Raw genomic sequence first — 17,457 nt, 5'->3', positions numbered from 1 at the left:
CGCTGGTCAAAAAGATCAGCTCTTTTCATTCATTCTCTATTCAACTCGTTTCCCCTCCTTGTTTCCATTCAAACCCAAGAAGTTTAAATTTTGTTTAAATTCACACAACATATCTATCTCTCAGATCTGCAAAGAAGTATATTGGTTAAAAAGGAGGCTGCCCTTGATGAAGCAGAAAAAGAAACGAACATCTCCAGAAAAACAAACAGTCTTTTTTCATTTAACAGATGCTCTCATTCCGAGTGTGGACATGATGGCATATGCAGCAAAGGCATTTTTTCACCTTTTAAGAAAAGCCTTTTCAGCCGTTTGATAAAACCCCGCACAGCATCGTGCGAGGTTCTTTTTTAGGGCTGATAAATTTGACTTCCCTGGCTGACAAACTCCTTCGCCTTCTTTTCCATCTCTCTTTTCACTTCTTCAGATTGATTGCGGATATCATGGGAAATTTTCATACTGCAAAACTTCGGTCCGCACATCGAGCAAAAGTGAGCGGTCTTAGCGCCTTCAGCAGGCAATGTTTCATCATGGAACGCCAAGGCTCTTTCTGGATCCAGAGACAAGTGGAATTGGTCCCGCCATCTAAATTCAAATCTCGCTTTTGATAATGCATCATCACGCTTTTGAGCAGCAGGATGTCCTTTTGCTAGATCAGCGGCATGTGCGGCAATTTTATAGGCGATCACGCCTTCTCTCACATCTTCTTTGTTCGGCAGACCTAAATGCTCTTTTGGCGTTACATAGCACAGCATGGCTGTTCCGTACCAGCCGATCATGGCAGCGCCGATGGCGGATGTAATGTGATCATACCCCGGCGCGATATCTGTTGTAAGTGGCCCTAACGTATAAAATGGTGCTTCCTTGCAAATGTCCATTTGCTTGTCCACATTCTCTTTGATTTTATCCATTGGGACATGTCCGGGCCCTTCAATCATTACTTGCACATCATGTTTCCAAGCGATCTCTGTTAATTCACCTAACGTTTCAAGCTCTGCAAACTGCGCCTCATCATTGGCATCAGCAATCGAGCCTGGTCTAAGTCCATCTCCAAGAGAAAAGGCGATATCATACGTTTTCATAATTTCACAAATGTCTTCGAAGTGGGTGTAGAGGAAATTCTCTTGATGATGAGCAAGACACCATCTTGCCATAATCGCACCGCCTCTTGAAACAATTCCGGTCACCCGATCGACTGTCAGCGGAATATATCTTAATAGCACGCCCGCATGAATCGTGAAATAGTCTACACCTTGCTCTGCTTGTTCAATTAATGTGTCTCTATACACTTCCCACGTCAAATCTTCTGCGACTCCATTCACTTTTTCAAGGGCCTGATAGATAGGAACGGTTCCTACTGGGACTGGGCAATTCCGAATGATCCATTCTCTCGTTGTATGAATATCCTTTCCAGTAGACAGATCCATCATTGTGTCTGCCCCCCATCTGATCGCCCACGTCATCTTTTCTACCTCTTCATCAATGGATGATGTGACAGCTGAATTGCCAATATTCGCATTGATTTTGACATGAAAATTCCTTCCGATAATCATTGGTTCACTTTCAGGATGGTTAATGTTCGAAGGAATGACGGCTCTTCCGCTCGCTACTTCCTCTCTAACGAACTCAGGGCTTAGCTCTTCTCTTATTGCGATAAACTCCATTTCAGGCGTAATGATGCCTTTTTTGGCATAATGCATTTGCGTCACGCGCGCTCCTTGTTTCGCGCGGAGCGGTATATGATGAAAATCAGTCTGGATAGAATGGAAGGACTCCTTCTCCCTTGAACGATATCCGTTATCTTCCGGTTTTACATGACGCCCTTCATAGCTTTCTGTATCTCCTCTTTCTTCAATCCATGCTGCCCTAAGGCGCTTTAATCCCTTTGTGACGTCAATATGAACGTTCTCATCGGTGTACGGTCCACTTGTATCATATACGCGGACTGGTTCATTTTGAATGTCGCCCGCTTCTGTCACAGTATGTGAGAGCGTAATCTCTCTTTTTGGCACTAAGATATCGGGTCTTGACCCTTTCTCATACACCTTTTGGCTGCCGTCAAAGCTGGATAATAATGATTGGTTGGATGGGACACTTTTCTTTTCTTTCATTTGCTGTTCTCTCCTTTTCTTCTTGTCACCGGACAGGATGGAATCAGCACCAGCAAAAAACCAGGCTCTATTTAAAGAACCTGGTTTCGTCGTCAGAAATAAACATGCATATCATTGATATGATCCATGCATCATCTTCAACTTCCCCACGCTGGTACGAGCCAGATCAGGTCCAAAGGGTTAAGAAGCTTATGCTACTCTCTCAGCCCATTTACGGGCACCCCTAGTCACTTTTATTGATTTCCACATCAGTGTAGCATAGAGACATCGTGAAAAAAAGAGAATTCAGGAAAATAGTTCCTTTCCCCTACAAGCTTTATAGACCATGTTGATATACAGACTTCTATACATAATCTGTTCCTCTTATTTCAATTAAATTTGAAATAATCGTTGATCCTTTTCTCCTATTATGTATAATTAATCTAAACGGAGAATTTTTATACAATTCATTAATCAAAGGAAGTTCTAGTCGATTGCAAACATTTCTCACATTTATCGTCGTAGGATTCTCAATTGCTCTGCCTGTTGGAGCAATCACGGTTGAAATGACAAAACAGGGACTGAAAAACGGATTCTTTCATGGTTTAACTGTCGGAGCAGGCGGTATGACCATAGACTTATTACTCATCTTGGCTTTATATGCTGGATTTGCTCAGTTTTTATCTTTGCCGTTTGTTCAAATCCCGCTCTGGCTGATCGGAGCTGTATTCTTAATGATTCTCGCATACGATTCCATTAAAAATGCGGATCAAGATATCCATTTAGCAGGAGAAAAGGTCAATAAATCATTCGCGAAAACATATCGAAATGGCTTGCTCGTGGCGGTATCTCCTGGAAATCTTGTGTTCTGGGTTTCTGTTTTTGGTGCTGTACTTGCGGATGCTTATACAAAAACAGATTCATCTGAATTTATGCTGGCTGCCGGCGGTATTTTGGCAGGGATTCTCCTTCATGACATCGGTCTTCTCACACTTGTATCCTTAACAAGAAAAGTGATGAATCGGACGATGATCAAGTGGACATCCATTATTGCTGGTATTTTATTACTAGGGTTTGGCTGTTATTTCTTTTACGAATTTTATATAGGCATCAAGGTTTATTTTTAAGAAAAGGCTAAAGTTCGTGATGAACTTTAGCCTTTTCGATGTCAAACTACCGGGTCATGCCTGTTTGACCTGTTTCAAATTGCGTTCTTCTCATATCTCTAAAGCGTGTGAATGCACCTTCATCTTTTATGACTTGGACTGCTCTTCCATCCGCATAACGAGTCGCTGCTTCTTCTACTTGTGATACGCCTTCTGACGTCAGGCGGCCATCTGATTTAATGGCAATATACACATTCTCATCCGTCACCATAACTTGAGAGTCTGCCACGTGATTCATTTTGTTGACGCGGTTGGCAATTTTTCTTGAACGCTGGATGTTCTCTTGTTTATCGTAGCCTGAGAACGACATTTGGTTATGATAGTTCATATCTCCATGACTGTAGCGTCCATCTCCACCTGTGAGAGGCATTCGATCATCAGCTTGAGGACGTGTACGGTAATCAACATTCGTTGTATTTCTACCGTTCATTCCCTCCATGAGTTCAGAAACTGGTCCTTGATGATCTTGGTTGTTGTCTTCCGCTCGTTGATTCGAATGATAACCAACCGGCTGGCCTGATTGATTATGACGTGTATCGACACCTGCGTTATTATTTGCACCACATGCCGTTAAACCAATAGGAAGAAGCACTAATGCGATTGTTTTTTGCCATTTTTGCAAACGAAAAACCCCCTGTACAAATTCAAACTCATGAGCGCGAAACAGGCTCTGTTTTAGCATGTACAGTTAGGAGAAAAATCAAGCTGTCAGTTATAAACAAAAAAAGGAACGATTGAGATCGTTCCTTCTGATTGGTGACAAAGGGCTAAAATGTTCTTGATTTTAGCCCTTTGTCTTCTTTTCAGCGTAATAGAAAACCTTTGCAGCCCTAGGAAGGGCGAGTACCGGAACGGAGCGAATTTGACATTCGAGAGCACCGGCGCACAGACCTGACACCGAATGCGAGGGTTTGTCTACACGCCGAAAGGAACGATTGACATCGTTCCTTCTGTCATTAATCTTCTTCTTCTTCCTCCGGCCTTGCAAAAACGGATTGACCTGGATATGGCTGCATATAAGGCTGAGCTGGATAAGCCCCCATTTGGCCATAAGGAACAGGATTCGGATAATGTCCCGGCCAAGGCTGATGATGCTTCATGCCATCATCGCATCCGCAGTCTTCCTTGCCATATGCTGCATTTGAAACGTTGGGATAGAAGCCTTGATTTGCGTTGGCATTTGCGTTGGCGTTGGCGTTGGCGTTTGAATGCATATGGTGATGCCAGTGATGTCCGTCGTTTGCATGATGCTCAAGATTTTCTCCATAGTAAGCTGGCGCTTGATACGCAGGATAATACGAATGAGCCGGATATGGATATGGCATCATGTGATGGTGATAATATGGCTGGATAGGATAACATAGGCCTGATCCCGGTAAGATTGGCGATGCCGGCACCATTTGCTGCGGATATGGATACATTGCTGGCATGTAATGACCATAACCATAATAAGGATCATATGGTTCATGATGATGGTGCTGGTGATGATGCTCCTTATTTTCAGCTATTCCTCCTACCGCTGCCCCTCCCACATTTGGCATTTGCGGGAAGTTAGGAAGATTTGGGTAATTGCTGTGCTCCATATCTTTTCCCTCCTCCTTTTGATGCGGAATATGAATAAACGGATCATACCCCTTTGCCACTTCATCTTTTAGATGACCTTTATTTTCATGATGAAAATGGTCCTTGTGATCTTTATGTTCCTTATTTTCATGATGGACATGACCCTTGTTATCTTTATGGTCTTTATTTTCATGATGAAAATGATCTTTGTGATCCTTTTTGTCATGAACGTGATCTTTTTTCTCGTGATGATCTTTTTTGGGAGGAGGCGTGAATGGCTGGTAGAGATTGGTCTGATAATAGTTCACATCGACTTGCGGAAAAACTGGCTGTTCGATCTTTGGCACTGGCGGTACATAAGGTACCGGTTCATTTGGCTTTTCCTTCGGTTTCGTATCTTGCACTTGCACGACATCTTTTGGCTTTTCTTTCACATACGGATGTTCTTTCGTTTTTGGCATTTCTTTTACTTTGTGATGATCTGTTTTCACAGGAACACCACTAGATGGAATCTTAATCTTCATACCTGGCATGATCAAATCAGGATTACTGAGCTGTGAATTTAGTTTTTTCAATTCTTGAAAGTCGACTCCATATTTCTTTGAAATTTTCCAAAGGGAGTCTCCTTTTTGCACAATATGAATTTTCAACGTTTTCCCCTCCTATGCAAAACGTGAACGTAACGGTTATGTCAGAAGTACAATATGTTTCAACATAAATTTATGCCTATTTACAAGCCGATATGATAAAAACTTGTTTTCTGATAGGAGGGGCTGATTCATTATTTAATGGCGAGCATTTTCTCGAGTGCAAGCAAAGCGTCTTTCGTGATGTCTTCATTGACCTGTATCAACCCGGCCGGCTGACCCTTCTCAATGCTTTCAAGTGACCATAGCAAATGAGGCAGATCAATCCGGTTCATAGTCAAGCATGGACACATATCTGGGTTGAGGGATTCAATTTGTTTATCTGGGTGCTGCGCTATGATCCGTTTGACTAAATTCATCTCTGTTCCAATTGCCCATTTGCTTCCTGCTGGTGCCTGTTTAATCGTATCAATAATAAATTTCGTTGAACCTGCTAGGTCAGAAGCCCTTACGACCTCATGCGTGCATTCAGGGTGAACAAGAATTTGAATGTCACGGTCTTTTTTTCTCATTTCTTCTATATTTCGAACAGTAAATTTCTCATGTACGGAGCAATGGCCTTTCCATAAAATCATCTTAATACGGGAAAGCGGCTGATCGGTGATGAGCTTTTCTTCTATCTGATCCCACACAGCCATTTCCTCTAGATGAATACCTAAATCAAATGCTGTATTACGCCCTAGGTGCTGATCAGGGAGAAACAGAATCCGTTCTTTTTGTGTCAGCGCCCACTCGAGTACTTTTTTAGCGTTTGACGAAGTAACAGTCGCCCCGCCATGCTTGCCGACAAATGCTTTAATATCTGCTGTTGAATTGACATACGTAAGCGGAAGTATTGTATCCCCAAAGAGTTCAGTGAGCTGCTCCCATGCTCTGTCTGTTTGTTTCATATTTGCCATATCTGCCATTGAACAGCCTGCCCTCATATCTGGCAATACGACGCTTTGATTCTTGTTTGACAGCATATCTGCCGTTTCTGCCATAAAGTGAACACCGCAGAACACAATGTATTCAGCCTCGTGATTGTCAGCAGCGATTTGTGCCAGCTGCAATGAATCTCCTGTTGCATCTGCAAATTCGATGACCTCATCCTTTTGATAATGATGGCCCGGTATAAAAAGCTTTGAGCCAAAAGCCCGCTTAATGTCTAACACTCGCTGCTTCATCTCATCTTCAGAGCGGTGTTTATATTCATCTGGCATCATGACTGCATGTTGATTGGCTAATACATTAAGCATGGACATGAGTCGTTCCCCCTTTATGACTGAATTCCATATTCATACTGAAATCAAATGCTGTAGCAGAATGAGTCAGAAAACCAAGCGAAATAAGATCGACTCCTGTCCCCCTGTAGCTTGGCAATGTCTCTAGCGTGATGCCCCCTGAAGCCTCTGTCAGAATGGACTCTGGTGTCATTTGTTTAAAGCGTTTTACCTCGGCCGGAGAGCAGTTATCAAACATAATGACATCCACTTTTGCTTCAATGGCTTCCATTAGCTGCGTTTCTGATTCAATTTCCACTTCAATTTTCACCATATGACCGGCATATGCTCTTGCTTTCTCTACAGCTTCACGGATAGAACCGCATGCGGCAATATGATTATCTTTAATCATTACCCCATCCGATAAACCAAAGCGATGATTTTTTCCACCTCCTATCTTTACTGCGTATTTTTCTAACATACGCAAACCTGGTGTTGTTTTTCTCGTATCACAAATCGTGATAGACGGGTCACCTAATCGCTGCACCGCCTCATGTGTTAAGGTGGCGATACCTGTCATTCGCTGCAATAAATTTAAAATGACCCTCTCTCCCTTTAATAAGTCGTTGACTGGACCCTTTATTTTCGCCAGTACAGCACCAGAATGAATCAAATCACCTTCTTGAAAAAACAATTCAGTTTGAATCTGTTCATTCAACAGGCGGTACCCTAGATCAATCACTTGTGATCCTGCCAATACACCAGATTGTTTCGCAATGATAAAAGCTGTTCCCTTCTTGTCTCCAAAGATGGCATCAGCTGATACATCTCCAAAGCCAATATCTTCTGTGAAAAAATGAGTGAGCATTTGTTTTAACTGTAAACGTTCCATTTGGCACCGATCCTTTCATTTTTCATGATATGAACGTGACCTTTTTCATGAACAATCTGCCTGCCCTGCCATAACGTATCGCTTCGCTCTGGATAATCCATTCGATAATGGCCCCCTCTGCTTTCTGTACGGAGTAATGCAGATTTAGCAAGGCAAACCGCTAATGCCCATTGATTGCTTAATTCGATCTGTTCATTTGTGATATCCTTCACATTAATTTGCTGAAAATTGACATGCTGCAACGAATGAAGCAAAGTCTGTAAACCTTTTTCATCTCTCACAATGGCCGCATATGTTGTCATCCATTGTCTAAGCTGAGCTTTTGAAATCATTGGGACCTGCCATATTTCTCGGATAGAAACAGATGAGCTGGTTTCTTTCTGTTTAGGCAGCTGCTTCATTCTCTGTGCCGCTTTGCTGCCTAACACGAGACCTTCCAGAAGGGAATTACTCGCCAATCGATTCGCACCGTGTAAGCCGGTGCAGGCCGCTTCTCCAATGGCAAATAGCGCTGGAACAGTGGTTTCTCCATATTCATTGACGCTGATTCCGCCCATTAAAAAGTGCATACCGGGGGAAATTGGCAGCCTGCCGCTTGCCATATCGACGCCTGCACGCTGACACATCGCATCTATTGCTGGAAAACGAGCTGAAAAATGCGGAATTTCATGGATGTTAAGATACAATTGATGACCTAATTGCTGCTCATGAAAAATAGCTCTAGCGACCACATCTCTAGGTGCTAAATCAGCTTGTGGGTGAATACCTTTCATGATCCGCCTGCCTGTTTCATCTTCTAAATAAGCTCCCTCTCCCCGCACCGCCTCTGAAATGAGACCAACTGCTTTTCCAGCGATTGTTAAAAGAGTTGGATGGAATTGAACAAATTCGAGATCCACTAATTGCGCCCCGGCTCGATAGGCCATCATCAGCCCGTCTCCTGTTATAGAAGGATCATTTGTGTTTGTCTCATATAGGGAGCCGCAGCCGCCAGTTGATAAAACAACGGCATCTGCGGCCATTGTATGTACGTGTCCTGTCTCGTCTTTCCATACAACACCCGTACATGTCCCTTCATGAACCAATAGATCAATGACATGATGATATTCGTATAAATGAATATGTGAGCCGAGCTGGCTTTTTAGATACTGCACAAGGGTTTTGCCTGTTTGATCTCCTCCCGCATGCAAGATGCGATGAGTGCTGTGAGCTCCCTCTTTGCCTAATTGCGGCTCTCCCATCTCATCTTGATCAAATGGACAGCCTTCTGCTACGAGCTGGTCCACAAGGTGTTTTCCAAGTCTCACGATTTCTTGTACGGTTCTTTCATCATTGTGGTCACAGCCGGCAGCTAGTGTATCTTGCACATGCTGCTGAACTGAATCATGTGCTGAAAAGGCAGCAGCGATTCCTCCTTGTGCCAGCATGGAATTACTAGATGAAAATTGTTTTTTTGTCATCATGATGACCTGGCAGCTTTTCGAAATGGTTTTTGCAAAGGAAAGCGCTGCAATGCCTGATCCCACCACAATAACTTTTTTGATTGATGACACCATCGCCCCTCCTGTCATTTACACCTGTCTTGACACATATCATTACACAACACTAAAATAAATACAAGAAAAAAATTTTACACGGGAGATGGATGGGTTGGTTTATTTAGATTACGCAGCTTCTACACCTGTTTCAGAGGAAGCATTGCATGTTTTTGAGCAGCTAAGTAAAAATTTCTACGGAAATGCAAGCAGTCTTCATGATGCTGGGGGAAAAGCAAATGACATATTGACTTACAGCAGACAATCACTCGCTGCCATAATCGAGGGTGAACCAGATGGGGTCTACTTTACAAGCGGTGGAACTGAATCCAATCTCCTTGCGATTCAATCGATCATCAATGGGCTGTCAGCACATCAACAGCATGTCATCACAACTTCAGTTGAGCACCCTTCTGTTCATCATGCAGTTAGCAGCTTAGAGCAGCTTGGCGTAAAAGTCACGATCATTGAACCGAATCAGGATGGAATCATTACACAGGACATTCTCAAAGAAGCATTATTACCTGAAACAGGACTAGTATCTATTCAGCACGCCAATTCAGAAACAGGGATTATCCAGCCGCTTGCTGAATTAGCGCCTCTTTTAAAAGAAAGAAACATTCTTTTTCATACAGATGCTGTGCAAACATTTGGAAAGATTCGTGTGTCCATCAAAGAACTTGGAGTCGATGCCGTGTCCATCTCAAGTCATAAAGTGTATGCTCCTAAAGGTGCTGGTGCCGTTTATATGGGCGCACATGTTCCTTGGAAACCTTTATATAGAGGTGCAGTTCAGGAAAATGGCTTACGTCCAGGGACAGTGAACGTTCCGTGTATCGGTGCTTTTGCTGCCGCAAGTGAACAAACGATGCTTAGGCTGGATGAACAGCATAAATTAGATGAGCAGCTGCGTGATTATTTTCTTCAGCAGTTAAAAATAAGACAGCTGCCTGTTCGTACACTTCAGGACAATGTCAATCGCCGCACGCTGCCTCATATTATTGGTTGTTTTTTTGAAGGGTTTGAAGGACAATATGTAATGTTAGCATGTAACCGGCATGGGATTTGTCTATCAACTGGAAGCGCATGTGCTTCTGGTTATCATCATCCTTCCCCTGCTGTGAAGGCATTGCGTGTATCAGATCGTAATGCCCTACAATTTATTCGACTATCATTTGGATGGCAGTCATCAAAAGATGACATCGATCAGCTTTTGCATACTTTTGAGCATTTGCAAAAGGAGAAGAAGGGAGCTTAGGACGTGGAGCAAGAGAGGAAACTCATTGGCGAAGAAAGAAGAACCGCCATTTTAGAGTGGCTGAAAGAAACAGACACACCGCTTACCGGGAGCTTTTTAGCTAAAAAAGCGGCTGTCTCTCGACAAGTCATTGTACAAGATATTTCATTATTAAAAGCAAAAAACGAACCCATTATTGCCACAAGCCAAGGCTATGTGTATATGGCAGCGCAGCATGCGCCAGAAAGAGAAATTGAACAAATCATCGCCTGCAAGCATGATCCTGCTCGTACAGAAGAGGAACTGACCTTGATTGTAGACTTTGGAGTGACGGTGAAAGATGTGATCATTGAGCACCCTGTTTATGGTGAACTGACGGCCTCTATTCGCGTCAGCACACGGAAACAAGTCGCTGATTTTGTCCATCATATTTCTAACACTGGCGCGTCCTACTTGTCAGAACTAACAGACGGCGTGCACCTGCATACTCTCACTTCTTACAGCCAAAAGCAGCTTGACCAAGCCATTCAAGCGCTGGATAATGCTGGATTTTTAATAAAAGACTAAAAAAATAGTGTCCTCACGGGACACTATTTTTCATTCGTTAATTCATATGTTTGATAGCTGCCGAGCAGCTTGACCTCACAGCCGATCGCTTCTAATTCTTGAATCGCACCAGGGACTAGGACATCATCCATTTCTTTTTCAATATCAATAATAAATAAATAATGTCCAAGACCTGTTTTTGTCGGACGAGATTCAATTTTTGACAAGTTAAGATTCCGCCAAGAAAAAGCAGACAGCACGCGGTGCAATGCGCCTGATTGGTCATCCTTAGGCAGACTGACCACAATGGTCGTTTTTGGCTTTGATGAAAAACCAGAATTCATTGGGAACGATGCGTTAGGATCTTTATGTAAAATCACAAAGCGTGTATGGTTGTGCGGATAATCATGAATGTCTTTTTTCGCAATCGTCAAACCATACGTTTTTGCGGCAATTTCATTAGCAATAGCCCCAACAGCTTCATCTGGATGCTCACTGATGTATTTTGCTGCATATCCTGTTGATTCCACTGGCCGATGAGGAATATGAGGGTACTGCTTTTTTAGAAATTGATGACACTGGGCAATCGCGTGAGGATGCGACTGAATGACATCTAACGTCTCCCAGCTCTCCGCTCTTGATGGGTGGACAAGCAAATGCTGCCGAATTGGTGCTGTCATCTCCCCCACAATGGACAACGCTTCTTCATGAATTAAATAATCAATCGTTAAGTTCACAGATCCTTCGAGTGCATTTTCAAGTGGAACGACCGCCAAATCGACTTCGCCCTTTGACACAGCATCCATACATTGCGGAATCGTTGCATAGGCACGCTGCACCGCATCTTTTGGAAAACAAGAGCATACGGCCAAATGAGTAAATGTTGCCTCTGGTCCAAAATAACCTACAGTTAATTGCTTCATCTGCTATGATCTCTCCTTTTACGCCCCAGAACCTAGAATTTCGACTTTTTCGACAAATTCAAGCTTTCTTAATTGATTCATGACGGTGTTGATATCATCTGCCATACCAGCTGTACTAATTGATAAGGTGACATTCGCTCTTCCTTGCAGTGGAATCGTTTGGTGAATGGATAACACATTACAGCCAGAGTCAGCCACAATTTGAAGCAGTCTTGACAAAGCCCCAGACCGATCCTCAAGGTGGAAAAACAATGTGATGATCTGCTCTTTCACCATTGTATAAAATGGAAAAACAGCATCTCGGTATTTATAAAAAGCACTGCGGCTTAAATCCGCTTTTTGAACAGCATCGGCAACTGAATCCGCTTTTTTGCGATCGAGAAGCTTTTTGACTTCAAGCGTTTTTCGCATCGCATCTGGAAGTACATCCTCTCTTACTAAATAGAACGTTTCTTCTTTCACCTGTTTTCTCCCCTTTTAAAAACGGGAGAGTCCATGGTCTGGACCCTCCTGTTGATCAATCAATAAATTCGAATTCAAATTCAAGCAGACGAATGATGTCGCCATCTTTTGCACCGCGCTCACGCAACGCATCATCGACACCCATTCCGCGCAGCTGTCTAGAGAATCGTTTAACGGATTCATCTCTTGAGAAGTCTGTCATCTTAAACAGCCGCTCAAGTGCTTTACCCGTTAACACAAACGTGCCATCAGGATCTCTTGAGATCTCAAATGGTGCATCGCCCTCATCAAACCTGTACATCACGCGGTTATCCGACAGCTCCTCTTCATTATAGAGCGGGAATTCCGGTGTTGTTTCAAGCTGATTGGCGATTTCAAATAAGAGCTCACGAAGCCCTTCTCTTGTGATCGCGCTAATCGGGAACACTTTATAGTCATCCGTTAATTTTTCTTTAAATACCGCTAGATTGTCAGCTGCATCTGGCATGTCCATTTTGTTCGCAACAATGATTTGCGGACGCTCTGTCAATCTCATATTGTATTGCTCAAGCTCTTCATTAATCGTCACATAGTCTTCGTATGGGTCACGCCCTTCAAGTCCAGACATATCAATGACATGGACAATGACACGTGTACGCTCAATATGACGTAAAAATTGATGACCTAAGCCAACGCCTTCGTGCGCTCCTTCGATCAGTCCTGGCAGATCCGCCATAACAAAGCTTCGGTTATCGTCTGTTTCAACAACTCCGAGGTTCGGCACAAGCGTTGTAAAATGATAATCCGCAATTTTTGGTTTCGCAGAAGAGACAATCGAAAGCAGCGTTGACTTCCCGACACTTGGGAAACCAACAAGTCCAACATCTGCAAGTACTTTTAATTCTAAGATGACGTCACGTTCTTTACCTGGCTCACCGTTTTCAGACAGCTGTGGTGCAGGATTTGCTGGTGTTGCGAAGCGTGAATTTCCACGTCCGCCACGTCCGCCTTTGGCAATCACAGCCCGCTGCCCATGCTCTGTCAAGTCAGCTAGTACTTGTTCCGTCTCTGCATCTGTTACAACCGTACCCGGCGGAACTTTGACAATCATTTCTTCCGCATTTCGGCCATGCTGGTTTTTACTCATTCCGTGCTCGCCGCGGTCAGCCTTGAAATGACGCTTATAACGAAAGTCCATTAACGTTCTGAGTCCTTCGTCTACTTCGAATACAACATCTGCACCATTTCCGCCGTCGCCGCCTGCTGGGCCGCCCTTTGGTACATATTTTTCACGACGGAACGCCACCATACCGTTTCCGCCGTCACCGCCTTTAACATACACTTTAACCTGATCTACAAACATAACTTCCTCCGTTTCTCTGCATCACATATCTCGTTCTTGCCTCAAACAAAGCTCAATCATGGACTCATGAGGCGTCACATGAAATTGCGTTATACTCATACATGGATAGTTTGCGTCATGAAACGCATTTAACGCATCCAAACTTGTTAATTTTCCTTGGAAATCAAAATATAAGATCACATCATTTTCTTCATGATCTGTTTGGAAAGTGACCGTTAAATGATTTTCAGTTTTTTGACAAACTGATTGATCGAATATCGAAAACAACTCCTGTGATACCGTTAGCAGCTGCGATTCATATGCTGATAAGTCTCGGGTTTCACCAAGCACTTCATATTCTAAGGTGATAAAATGCGACTCCCAATTAAATGTTAGAAAGTAATAGGCCAATTGGGGAATTTTTAAATTTGAGAGTTTGGATTCATGCTGTGCTTCAATGACCATTTCTTCTATAATTTCAAACACGCGGTCATATTTTTCTAATGTCAAGTTGCCTTTGATCAGCTGTAATTTATTCATCCAGTCGTGTCTTGAACGACTGAGCAGATAGATCAATTCATTTGTTAATGCAACGTGAGTTAATTTTTCATTTTCTTTACTTGGTATCTCTTCCATTATCGCACTCCCAATCGTTTGGTCTCTCTTTTAGGAGTCTTATCATCAATATGTCTCCCTGAATTATAACAGAGAAGACAGCATAGAAAAACACTAGTTATGTGAGGAAAGGTTGTTTTTTCTGATCGTATAGGAGAAAATGAGGCAAAGTCAGCAAACGTTCTTTGATATTTATGGAGTGCATTTTCTTTTATCATCTTCAGGTACTGCTTGTAAAAAGTGAAAAAAACTCCAGTCAATGACCGGAGTTTTTAGCAATTATTGTGCCGCAGGATATACGCTCACTTTTTTACGGTCACGACCGAAACGTTCGAATTTAACCGTTCCGTCGATTTTAGCGAAAAGAGTGTCGTCGCCTCCGCGTCCAACGTTTTCACCTGGATAGATTTTCGTTCCACGTTGACGATAAAGGATAGAACCACCAGTTACGAATTGACCATCAGCACGTTTAGCGCCTAAACGTTTAGACTCAGAGTCACGTCCGTTCTTTGTAGAACCTACCCCTTTTTTAGATGCGAAAAATTGAAGATCTAATCTAAGCATGAAGTTCACCTCCTATTTTTTTGTTGATATTCTCACATAATCGTGATAATCTCGTTCAATTGTCTCTAAGGAAACGACCATGCCTTCTAAAAGCAGCTGGGCTTTTTCAAAGGATACTGGATCTGTATCAGCTGGCAGTTCAAAAGAGAAATAGCCGCCTTCTTCACCAATATCGAGCAGTGGGTCCAATCCTGTCAGTGCAATAATTGAATTGACTGAGCCGAAAACAACAGCAGATACACCTGCACAAACGAGATCCTGACCTTTTTCAGCAAACTCGGCATGTCCAGTCATCTGAAAAGACGTAATGCTTTCATCTGCTGAAGACCGAGTAATGGTTGCTTTGATCATATCACTCACACGCCTTAAGCGTTGATTTTTTCGATAACAACTTTAGTGTAAGGTTGACGATGACCTTGTTTCTTGTGGTTGTTTTTCTTCGGTTTGTACTTGAACACAGTAATTTTCTTACCGCGACCTTGTTTTTCAACTTTAGCCGTTACTGTTGCTCCAGCAACTGAAGGGTTACCCACTTTGACAGTGTCTCCGCCGACAAACAATACGTTTTCGAAAGTTACTGTTTCACCTGCTTCAGCAGCTAGTTTTTCAACATAAACAGTTTGACCTTCTTCAACTTTTACTTGTTTACCACCAGTTTCGATAATTGCGTACATCTCTGCACCTCCTAATAAACTCAGACTCGCCGAATACAGGGGGCCATAGGCTCTTTGCACCTGCTCCGCGCGGTTGTAGCACGGGTGCTACATATCCATAACATTAAAAAATATATCAAACTAGACGCAGAATGTCAATGTATTTTCACTATTAGTACGGTAAAAGAAGCTCTTCCATTGAGGAGGTAGTTCTGCGATCTGAAAAATACGCATGGAGCAGTTCATTTTCATCAAGCTGGCTCATCTTCACGCCATCTCTTTCAATAATAATTGGATGCTTACAGCCTCTTTGAAATCGTGCCATCACTTCGTATACTTTTTCCTCTGCACTTGCTCTCAGCGGAATCAGTTTTTCTACCTTTTGCTCTTTTTTACCGTAATACCGTTCTAGTAAGAAGCGAACCCTGACGTAATGCCGCTGCCTGTGCTCCATTACGAGTGAATAAGCTAAAAAAGTGAGCAGCACCCAGCCATTGAATTGCAGCGGTGCAAACAAAAGTAACCCTCCTGTCAATAGACCGAAAAAGACAAGTGAGCCTTTTATTGCTAGGGCATGTGCACGTTGGAAAGGGTAAAAAACAGATAAGAGCAAAAAGAATAATTTTCCGCCATCAAGCGGCCAAACGGGCAAAAGATTCACAAGGAAAATCGCCATATTATAAAAGGTAAACATCGTATAGACGTCGTGCGAGATAAGAGAAGCCTCCATGAAAAGCCATGCCATGAGCTGGAGCGGTACATGCTGAAGCGGCCCGCACAAAATGACCGCCAGCTCTTCTTTTAACGGACGGTTCCCATGTTCCTCTACTTCCACCGTTCCGCCAAATGGCAGTAAAAAAATCCGCCGAATGCGCCAATGATAATAGCAGGCAGCCGCTGCATGTCCAAGTTCATGGACACAGACGATCACGAGCAGACAAAGCAGCGGCTTGATTTGACCTGACAGAATCGCAAACGCCATCACAATCCACAGCAGCGGATGGATGTGAATTTTCGTCAGCATGAGCAGCCATCTATTCAAAGGTCATCACCTGAATGGGATCGATAAATTGTTCATTTTGCTTAATGGCAAAGTAATACGTACCCTTCCCTTGATCATCAAGCGAAATCTGGCCAATTTTTTCACCCTTATCGACAAAATCGTATAAGGCCACATCGGCTTTCTTTAATTGACCGTACCAGCTATAGCTGTTATCTGCATGCTGCACCACCACGGTAAGCCCTGTATCGCTTTGCTTTTTCACCTCGACCACGTAGCCTTCCTTCATACTATCAATCGCTTCAGCTGATGTCTCGACTTTGACCCCTGCTCCATTTTGCGTAAAGGATTCCTGCACTTTACCAGAGGCAGGAACAGCGAGTTCTTGATTCGCTTGGACATCCTTTTGACCATCTTTTTTCTCAGTTAAAAAGGCCAGAGGATGTCCAACTGTTTTTTCAAACCAGCGGTTGGCAGCAGCAAATTGAAAATCTTGCTCAAAGGTCTGAGTAATCAATGGCTTCAGCTGCTGAAACGGACCTGCCTGACCTTTAAATGAAATGGCTGTAATCAACACAAGGGACGCTGATAATAAGCATTTAAGCACAAAGGTATTAGGGTTAAATAAGGGATGACGGTATTTCTTTGTCTGGTGAGACGCCGGTTCATAGGAGGTCGAGCCAGAATGCTTCTCTTCCTCTGTCAGCATAACCCATGGCGGGATATCTTCTTTTTTCTTGAAAGCCGTCTTCTTAGGGGGAGCAGCTGGCTGCTTTGTTTTGCGGCGCTGCGCGATTTTCTTTCGGTACTCGTCCACTCTTTTCATGAGATCACCCTTTACATACAAACAGTTTGTACATTTTATGTAACAACCTCATCTGATATGCAACAAAAAGACCGATTCTCATCGAATCGGTCTCAGCGTGTAGACAAACGCTCGCATTCGGTATCAGGTCTGCGCTCCAGTGCTCACGAATGTCAAATTCGCTCCACAAAGGTAGCCGCCTTTCCTAGACTGCAAAGGTTTTCTATCACGCTTAAGTG

At 43.2% G+C, this 17,457-nt stretch carries 19 protein-coding genes, 1 riboswitch and 1 other annotated feature; of the genes, 4 read left to right on the top strand and 15 right to left on the bottom strand.

The annotated features are described in order from the left end of the window. Positions 1 to 166 precede the first annotated feature (166 nt). Entirely contained in the window at positions 167 to 313 is a 147-nt protein-coding gene (locus JVX94_RS01620) for a hypothetical protein (RefSeq protein ID WP_162842506.1), read from the top strand. Positions 314 to 347: 34 nt separating this feature from the next. Here JVX94_RS01620 and thiC read toward each other — a convergent pair whose 3' ends face one another. Beyond that, positions 348 to 2,108: a phosphomethylpyrimidine synthase ThiC gene (gene thiC, locus JVX94_RS01615; protein WP_205184359.1), complete on the bottom strand. Its 1,761-nt coding sequence runs from the start codon at positions 2,106 to 2,108 to the stop codon at positions 348 to 350. 126 nt (positions 2,109 to 2,234) lie between these two features. Next, a riboswitch (TPP riboswitch) is annotated at positions 2,235 to 2,343 on the bottom strand. A gap of 238 nt (positions 2,344 to 2,581) precedes the next feature. Here thiC and JVX94_RS01610 point away from each other — a divergent pair. Next, positions 2,582 to 3,214 (top strand): LysE family transporter, encoded by a 633-nt coding sequence (locus JVX94_RS01610; protein ID WP_024423148.1) that lies wholly within the window; start codon positions 2,582 to 2,584, stop codon positions 3,212 to 3,214. Between the two features lie 46 nt (positions 3,215 to 3,260). On the opposite strand, the gene JVX94_RS01605 is transcribed toward JVX94_RS01610, so the two are convergent. From JVX94_RS01605 to nadB, 5 genes are all read right to left on the bottom strand, one after another. Then, positions 3,261 to 3,875: a YhcN/YlaJ family sporulation lipoprotein gene (locus JVX94_RS01605; RefSeq protein ID WP_205184356.1), complete on the bottom strand. Its 615-nt coding sequence runs from the start codon at positions 3,873 to 3,875 to the stop codon at positions 3,261 to 3,263. A gap of 334 nt (positions 3,876 to 4,209) precedes the next feature. Beyond that, complete coding sequence (gene safA / locus JVX94_RS01600; RefSeq protein WP_205184353.1) at positions 4,210 to 5,466, bottom strand: SafA/ExsA family spore coat assembly protein; 1,257 nt, start codon at positions 5,464 to 5,466, stop codon at positions 4,210 to 4,212. Between the two features lie 131 nt (positions 5,467 to 5,597). Beyond that, positions 5,598 to 6,707: a quinolinate synthase NadA gene (gene nadA, locus JVX94_RS01595; RefSeq protein WP_205184350.1), complete on the bottom strand. Its 1,110-nt coding sequence runs from the start codon at positions 6,705 to 6,707 to the stop codon at positions 5,598 to 5,600. Continuing rightward, positions 6,694 to 7,557, bottom strand: a complete 864-nt coding sequence (gene nadC / locus JVX94_RS01590; protein WP_205184347.1) for a carboxylating nicotinate-nucleotide diphosphorylase — start codon at positions 7,555 to 7,557, stop codon at positions 6,694 to 6,696. Before nadC ends, nadA begins: the two co-directional genes overlap by 14 nt. Continuing rightward, positions 7,539 to 9,113 (bottom strand): L-aspartate oxidase, encoded by a 1,575-nt coding sequence (nadB, locus tag JVX94_RS01585; RefSeq protein ID WP_205184344.1) that lies wholly within the window; start codon positions 9,111 to 9,113, stop codon positions 7,539 to 7,541. The genes nadC and nadB overlap by 19 nt, the downstream gene beginning before the upstream one ends. A gap of 94 nt (positions 9,114 to 9,207) precedes the next feature. Here nadB and JVX94_RS01580 point away from each other — a divergent pair, with 94 nt between their 5' ends. Beyond that, the gene (locus tag JVX94_RS01580; RefSeq protein ID WP_205184341.1) at positions 9,208 to 10,350 is read left to right on the top strand and encodes an IscS subfamily cysteine desulfurase; all 1,143 of its coding nucleotides are present in this window, start codon (positions 9,208 to 9,210) and stop codon (positions 10,348 to 10,350) included. A gap of 3 nt (positions 10,351 to 10,353) precedes the next feature. Continuing rightward, positions 10,354 to 10,896, top strand: coding sequence for a transcription repressor NadR (locus tag JVX94_RS01575; protein WP_095409199.1), 543 nt, complete (start codon positions 10,354 to 10,356; stop codon positions 10,894 to 10,896). A gap of 23 nt (positions 10,897 to 10,919) precedes the next feature. Here the strand turns inward: JVX94_RS01575 and pheA are convergent, their stop codons facing one another. The 9 genes from pheA to JVX94_RS01530 all read right to left on the bottom strand — a co-directional run bounded on the left by pheA (position 10,920) and on the right by JVX94_RS01530 (position 17,239). Further along, positions 10,920 to 11,798 carry a prephenate dehydratase gene (gene pheA / locus JVX94_RS01570; protein WP_024423155.1) on the bottom strand — a complete coding sequence of 293 codons (879 nt, stop codon included), beginning with the start codon at positions 11,796 to 11,798 and terminating at the stop codon, positions 10,920 to 10,922. Positions 11,799 to 11,816: 18 nt separating this feature from the next. After that, positions 11,817 to 12,260: an ACT domain-containing protein gene (locus JVX94_RS01565; RefSeq protein ID WP_008342790.1), complete on the bottom strand. Its 444-nt coding sequence runs from the start codon at positions 12,258 to 12,260 to the stop codon at positions 11,817 to 11,819. Between the two features lie 55 nt (positions 12,261 to 12,315). Beyond that, complete coding sequence (gene obgE / locus JVX94_RS01560; protein ID WP_144471272.1) at positions 12,316 to 13,602, bottom strand: GTPase ObgE; 1,287 nt, start codon at positions 13,600 to 13,602, stop codon at positions 12,316 to 12,318. A 21-nt stretch (positions 13,603 to 13,623) separates the two neighbouring features. Beyond that, positions 13,624 to 14,217 carry a sporulation initiation phosphotransferase B gene (locus JVX94_RS01555; RefSeq protein ID WP_111292133.1) on the bottom strand — a complete coding sequence of 198 codons (594 nt, stop codon included), beginning with the start codon at positions 14,215 to 14,217 and terminating at the stop codon, positions 13,624 to 13,626. A gap of 258 nt (positions 14,218 to 14,475) precedes the next feature. Further along, positions 14,476 to 14,760 carry a 50S ribosomal protein L27 gene (rpmA, locus tag JVX94_RS01550; protein WP_003216586.1) on the bottom strand — a complete coding sequence of 95 codons (285 nt, stop codon included), beginning with the start codon at positions 14,758 to 14,760 and terminating at the stop codon, positions 14,476 to 14,478. 12 nt (positions 14,761 to 14,772) lie between these two features. Then, complete coding sequence (locus JVX94_RS01545) at positions 14,773 to 15,111, bottom strand: ribosomal-processing cysteine protease Prp (RefSeq protein WP_034279847.1); 339 nt, start codon at positions 15,109 to 15,111, stop codon at positions 14,773 to 14,775. A gap of 14 nt (positions 15,112 to 15,125) precedes the next feature. Then, positions 15,126 to 15,434 carry a 50S ribosomal protein L21 gene (rplU, locus tag JVX94_RS01540; RefSeq protein WP_003216781.1) on the bottom strand — a complete coding sequence of 103 codons (309 nt, stop codon included), beginning with the start codon at positions 15,432 to 15,434 and terminating at the stop codon, positions 15,126 to 15,128. Positions 15,435 to 15,446: 12 nt separating this feature from the next. Then, positions 15,447 to 15,519 (bottom strand) — a sequence feature (ribosomal protein L21 leader region). 66 nt (positions 15,520 to 15,585) lie between these two features. Beyond that, the gene (locus tag JVX94_RS01535; protein WP_095409201.1) at positions 15,586 to 16,455 is read right to left on the bottom strand and encodes a M50 family metallopeptidase; all 870 of its coding nucleotides are present in this window, start codon (positions 16,453 to 16,455) and stop codon (positions 15,586 to 15,588) included. Further along, positions 16,448 to 17,239, bottom strand: coding sequence for a M23 family metallopeptidase (locus tag JVX94_RS01530; RefSeq protein WP_205184338.1), 792 nt, complete (start codon positions 17,237 to 17,239; stop codon positions 16,448 to 16,450). Before JVX94_RS01530 ends, JVX94_RS01535 begins: the two co-directional genes overlap by 8 nt. Positions 17,240 to 17,457: the final 218 nt, after the last annotated feature.

Origin of the sequence: Bacillus sp. PDNC022 (genome assembly GCF_016919285.1) — a bacterium.
Classification (GTDB): domain Bacteria; phylum Bacillota; class Bacilli; order Bacillales; family Bacillaceae; genus Bacillus; species Bacillus safensis.
The sequence above is the reverse complement of the archived record's forward strand: the minus strand, read 5'-3'. Positions and strand labels throughout refer to the sequence as shown.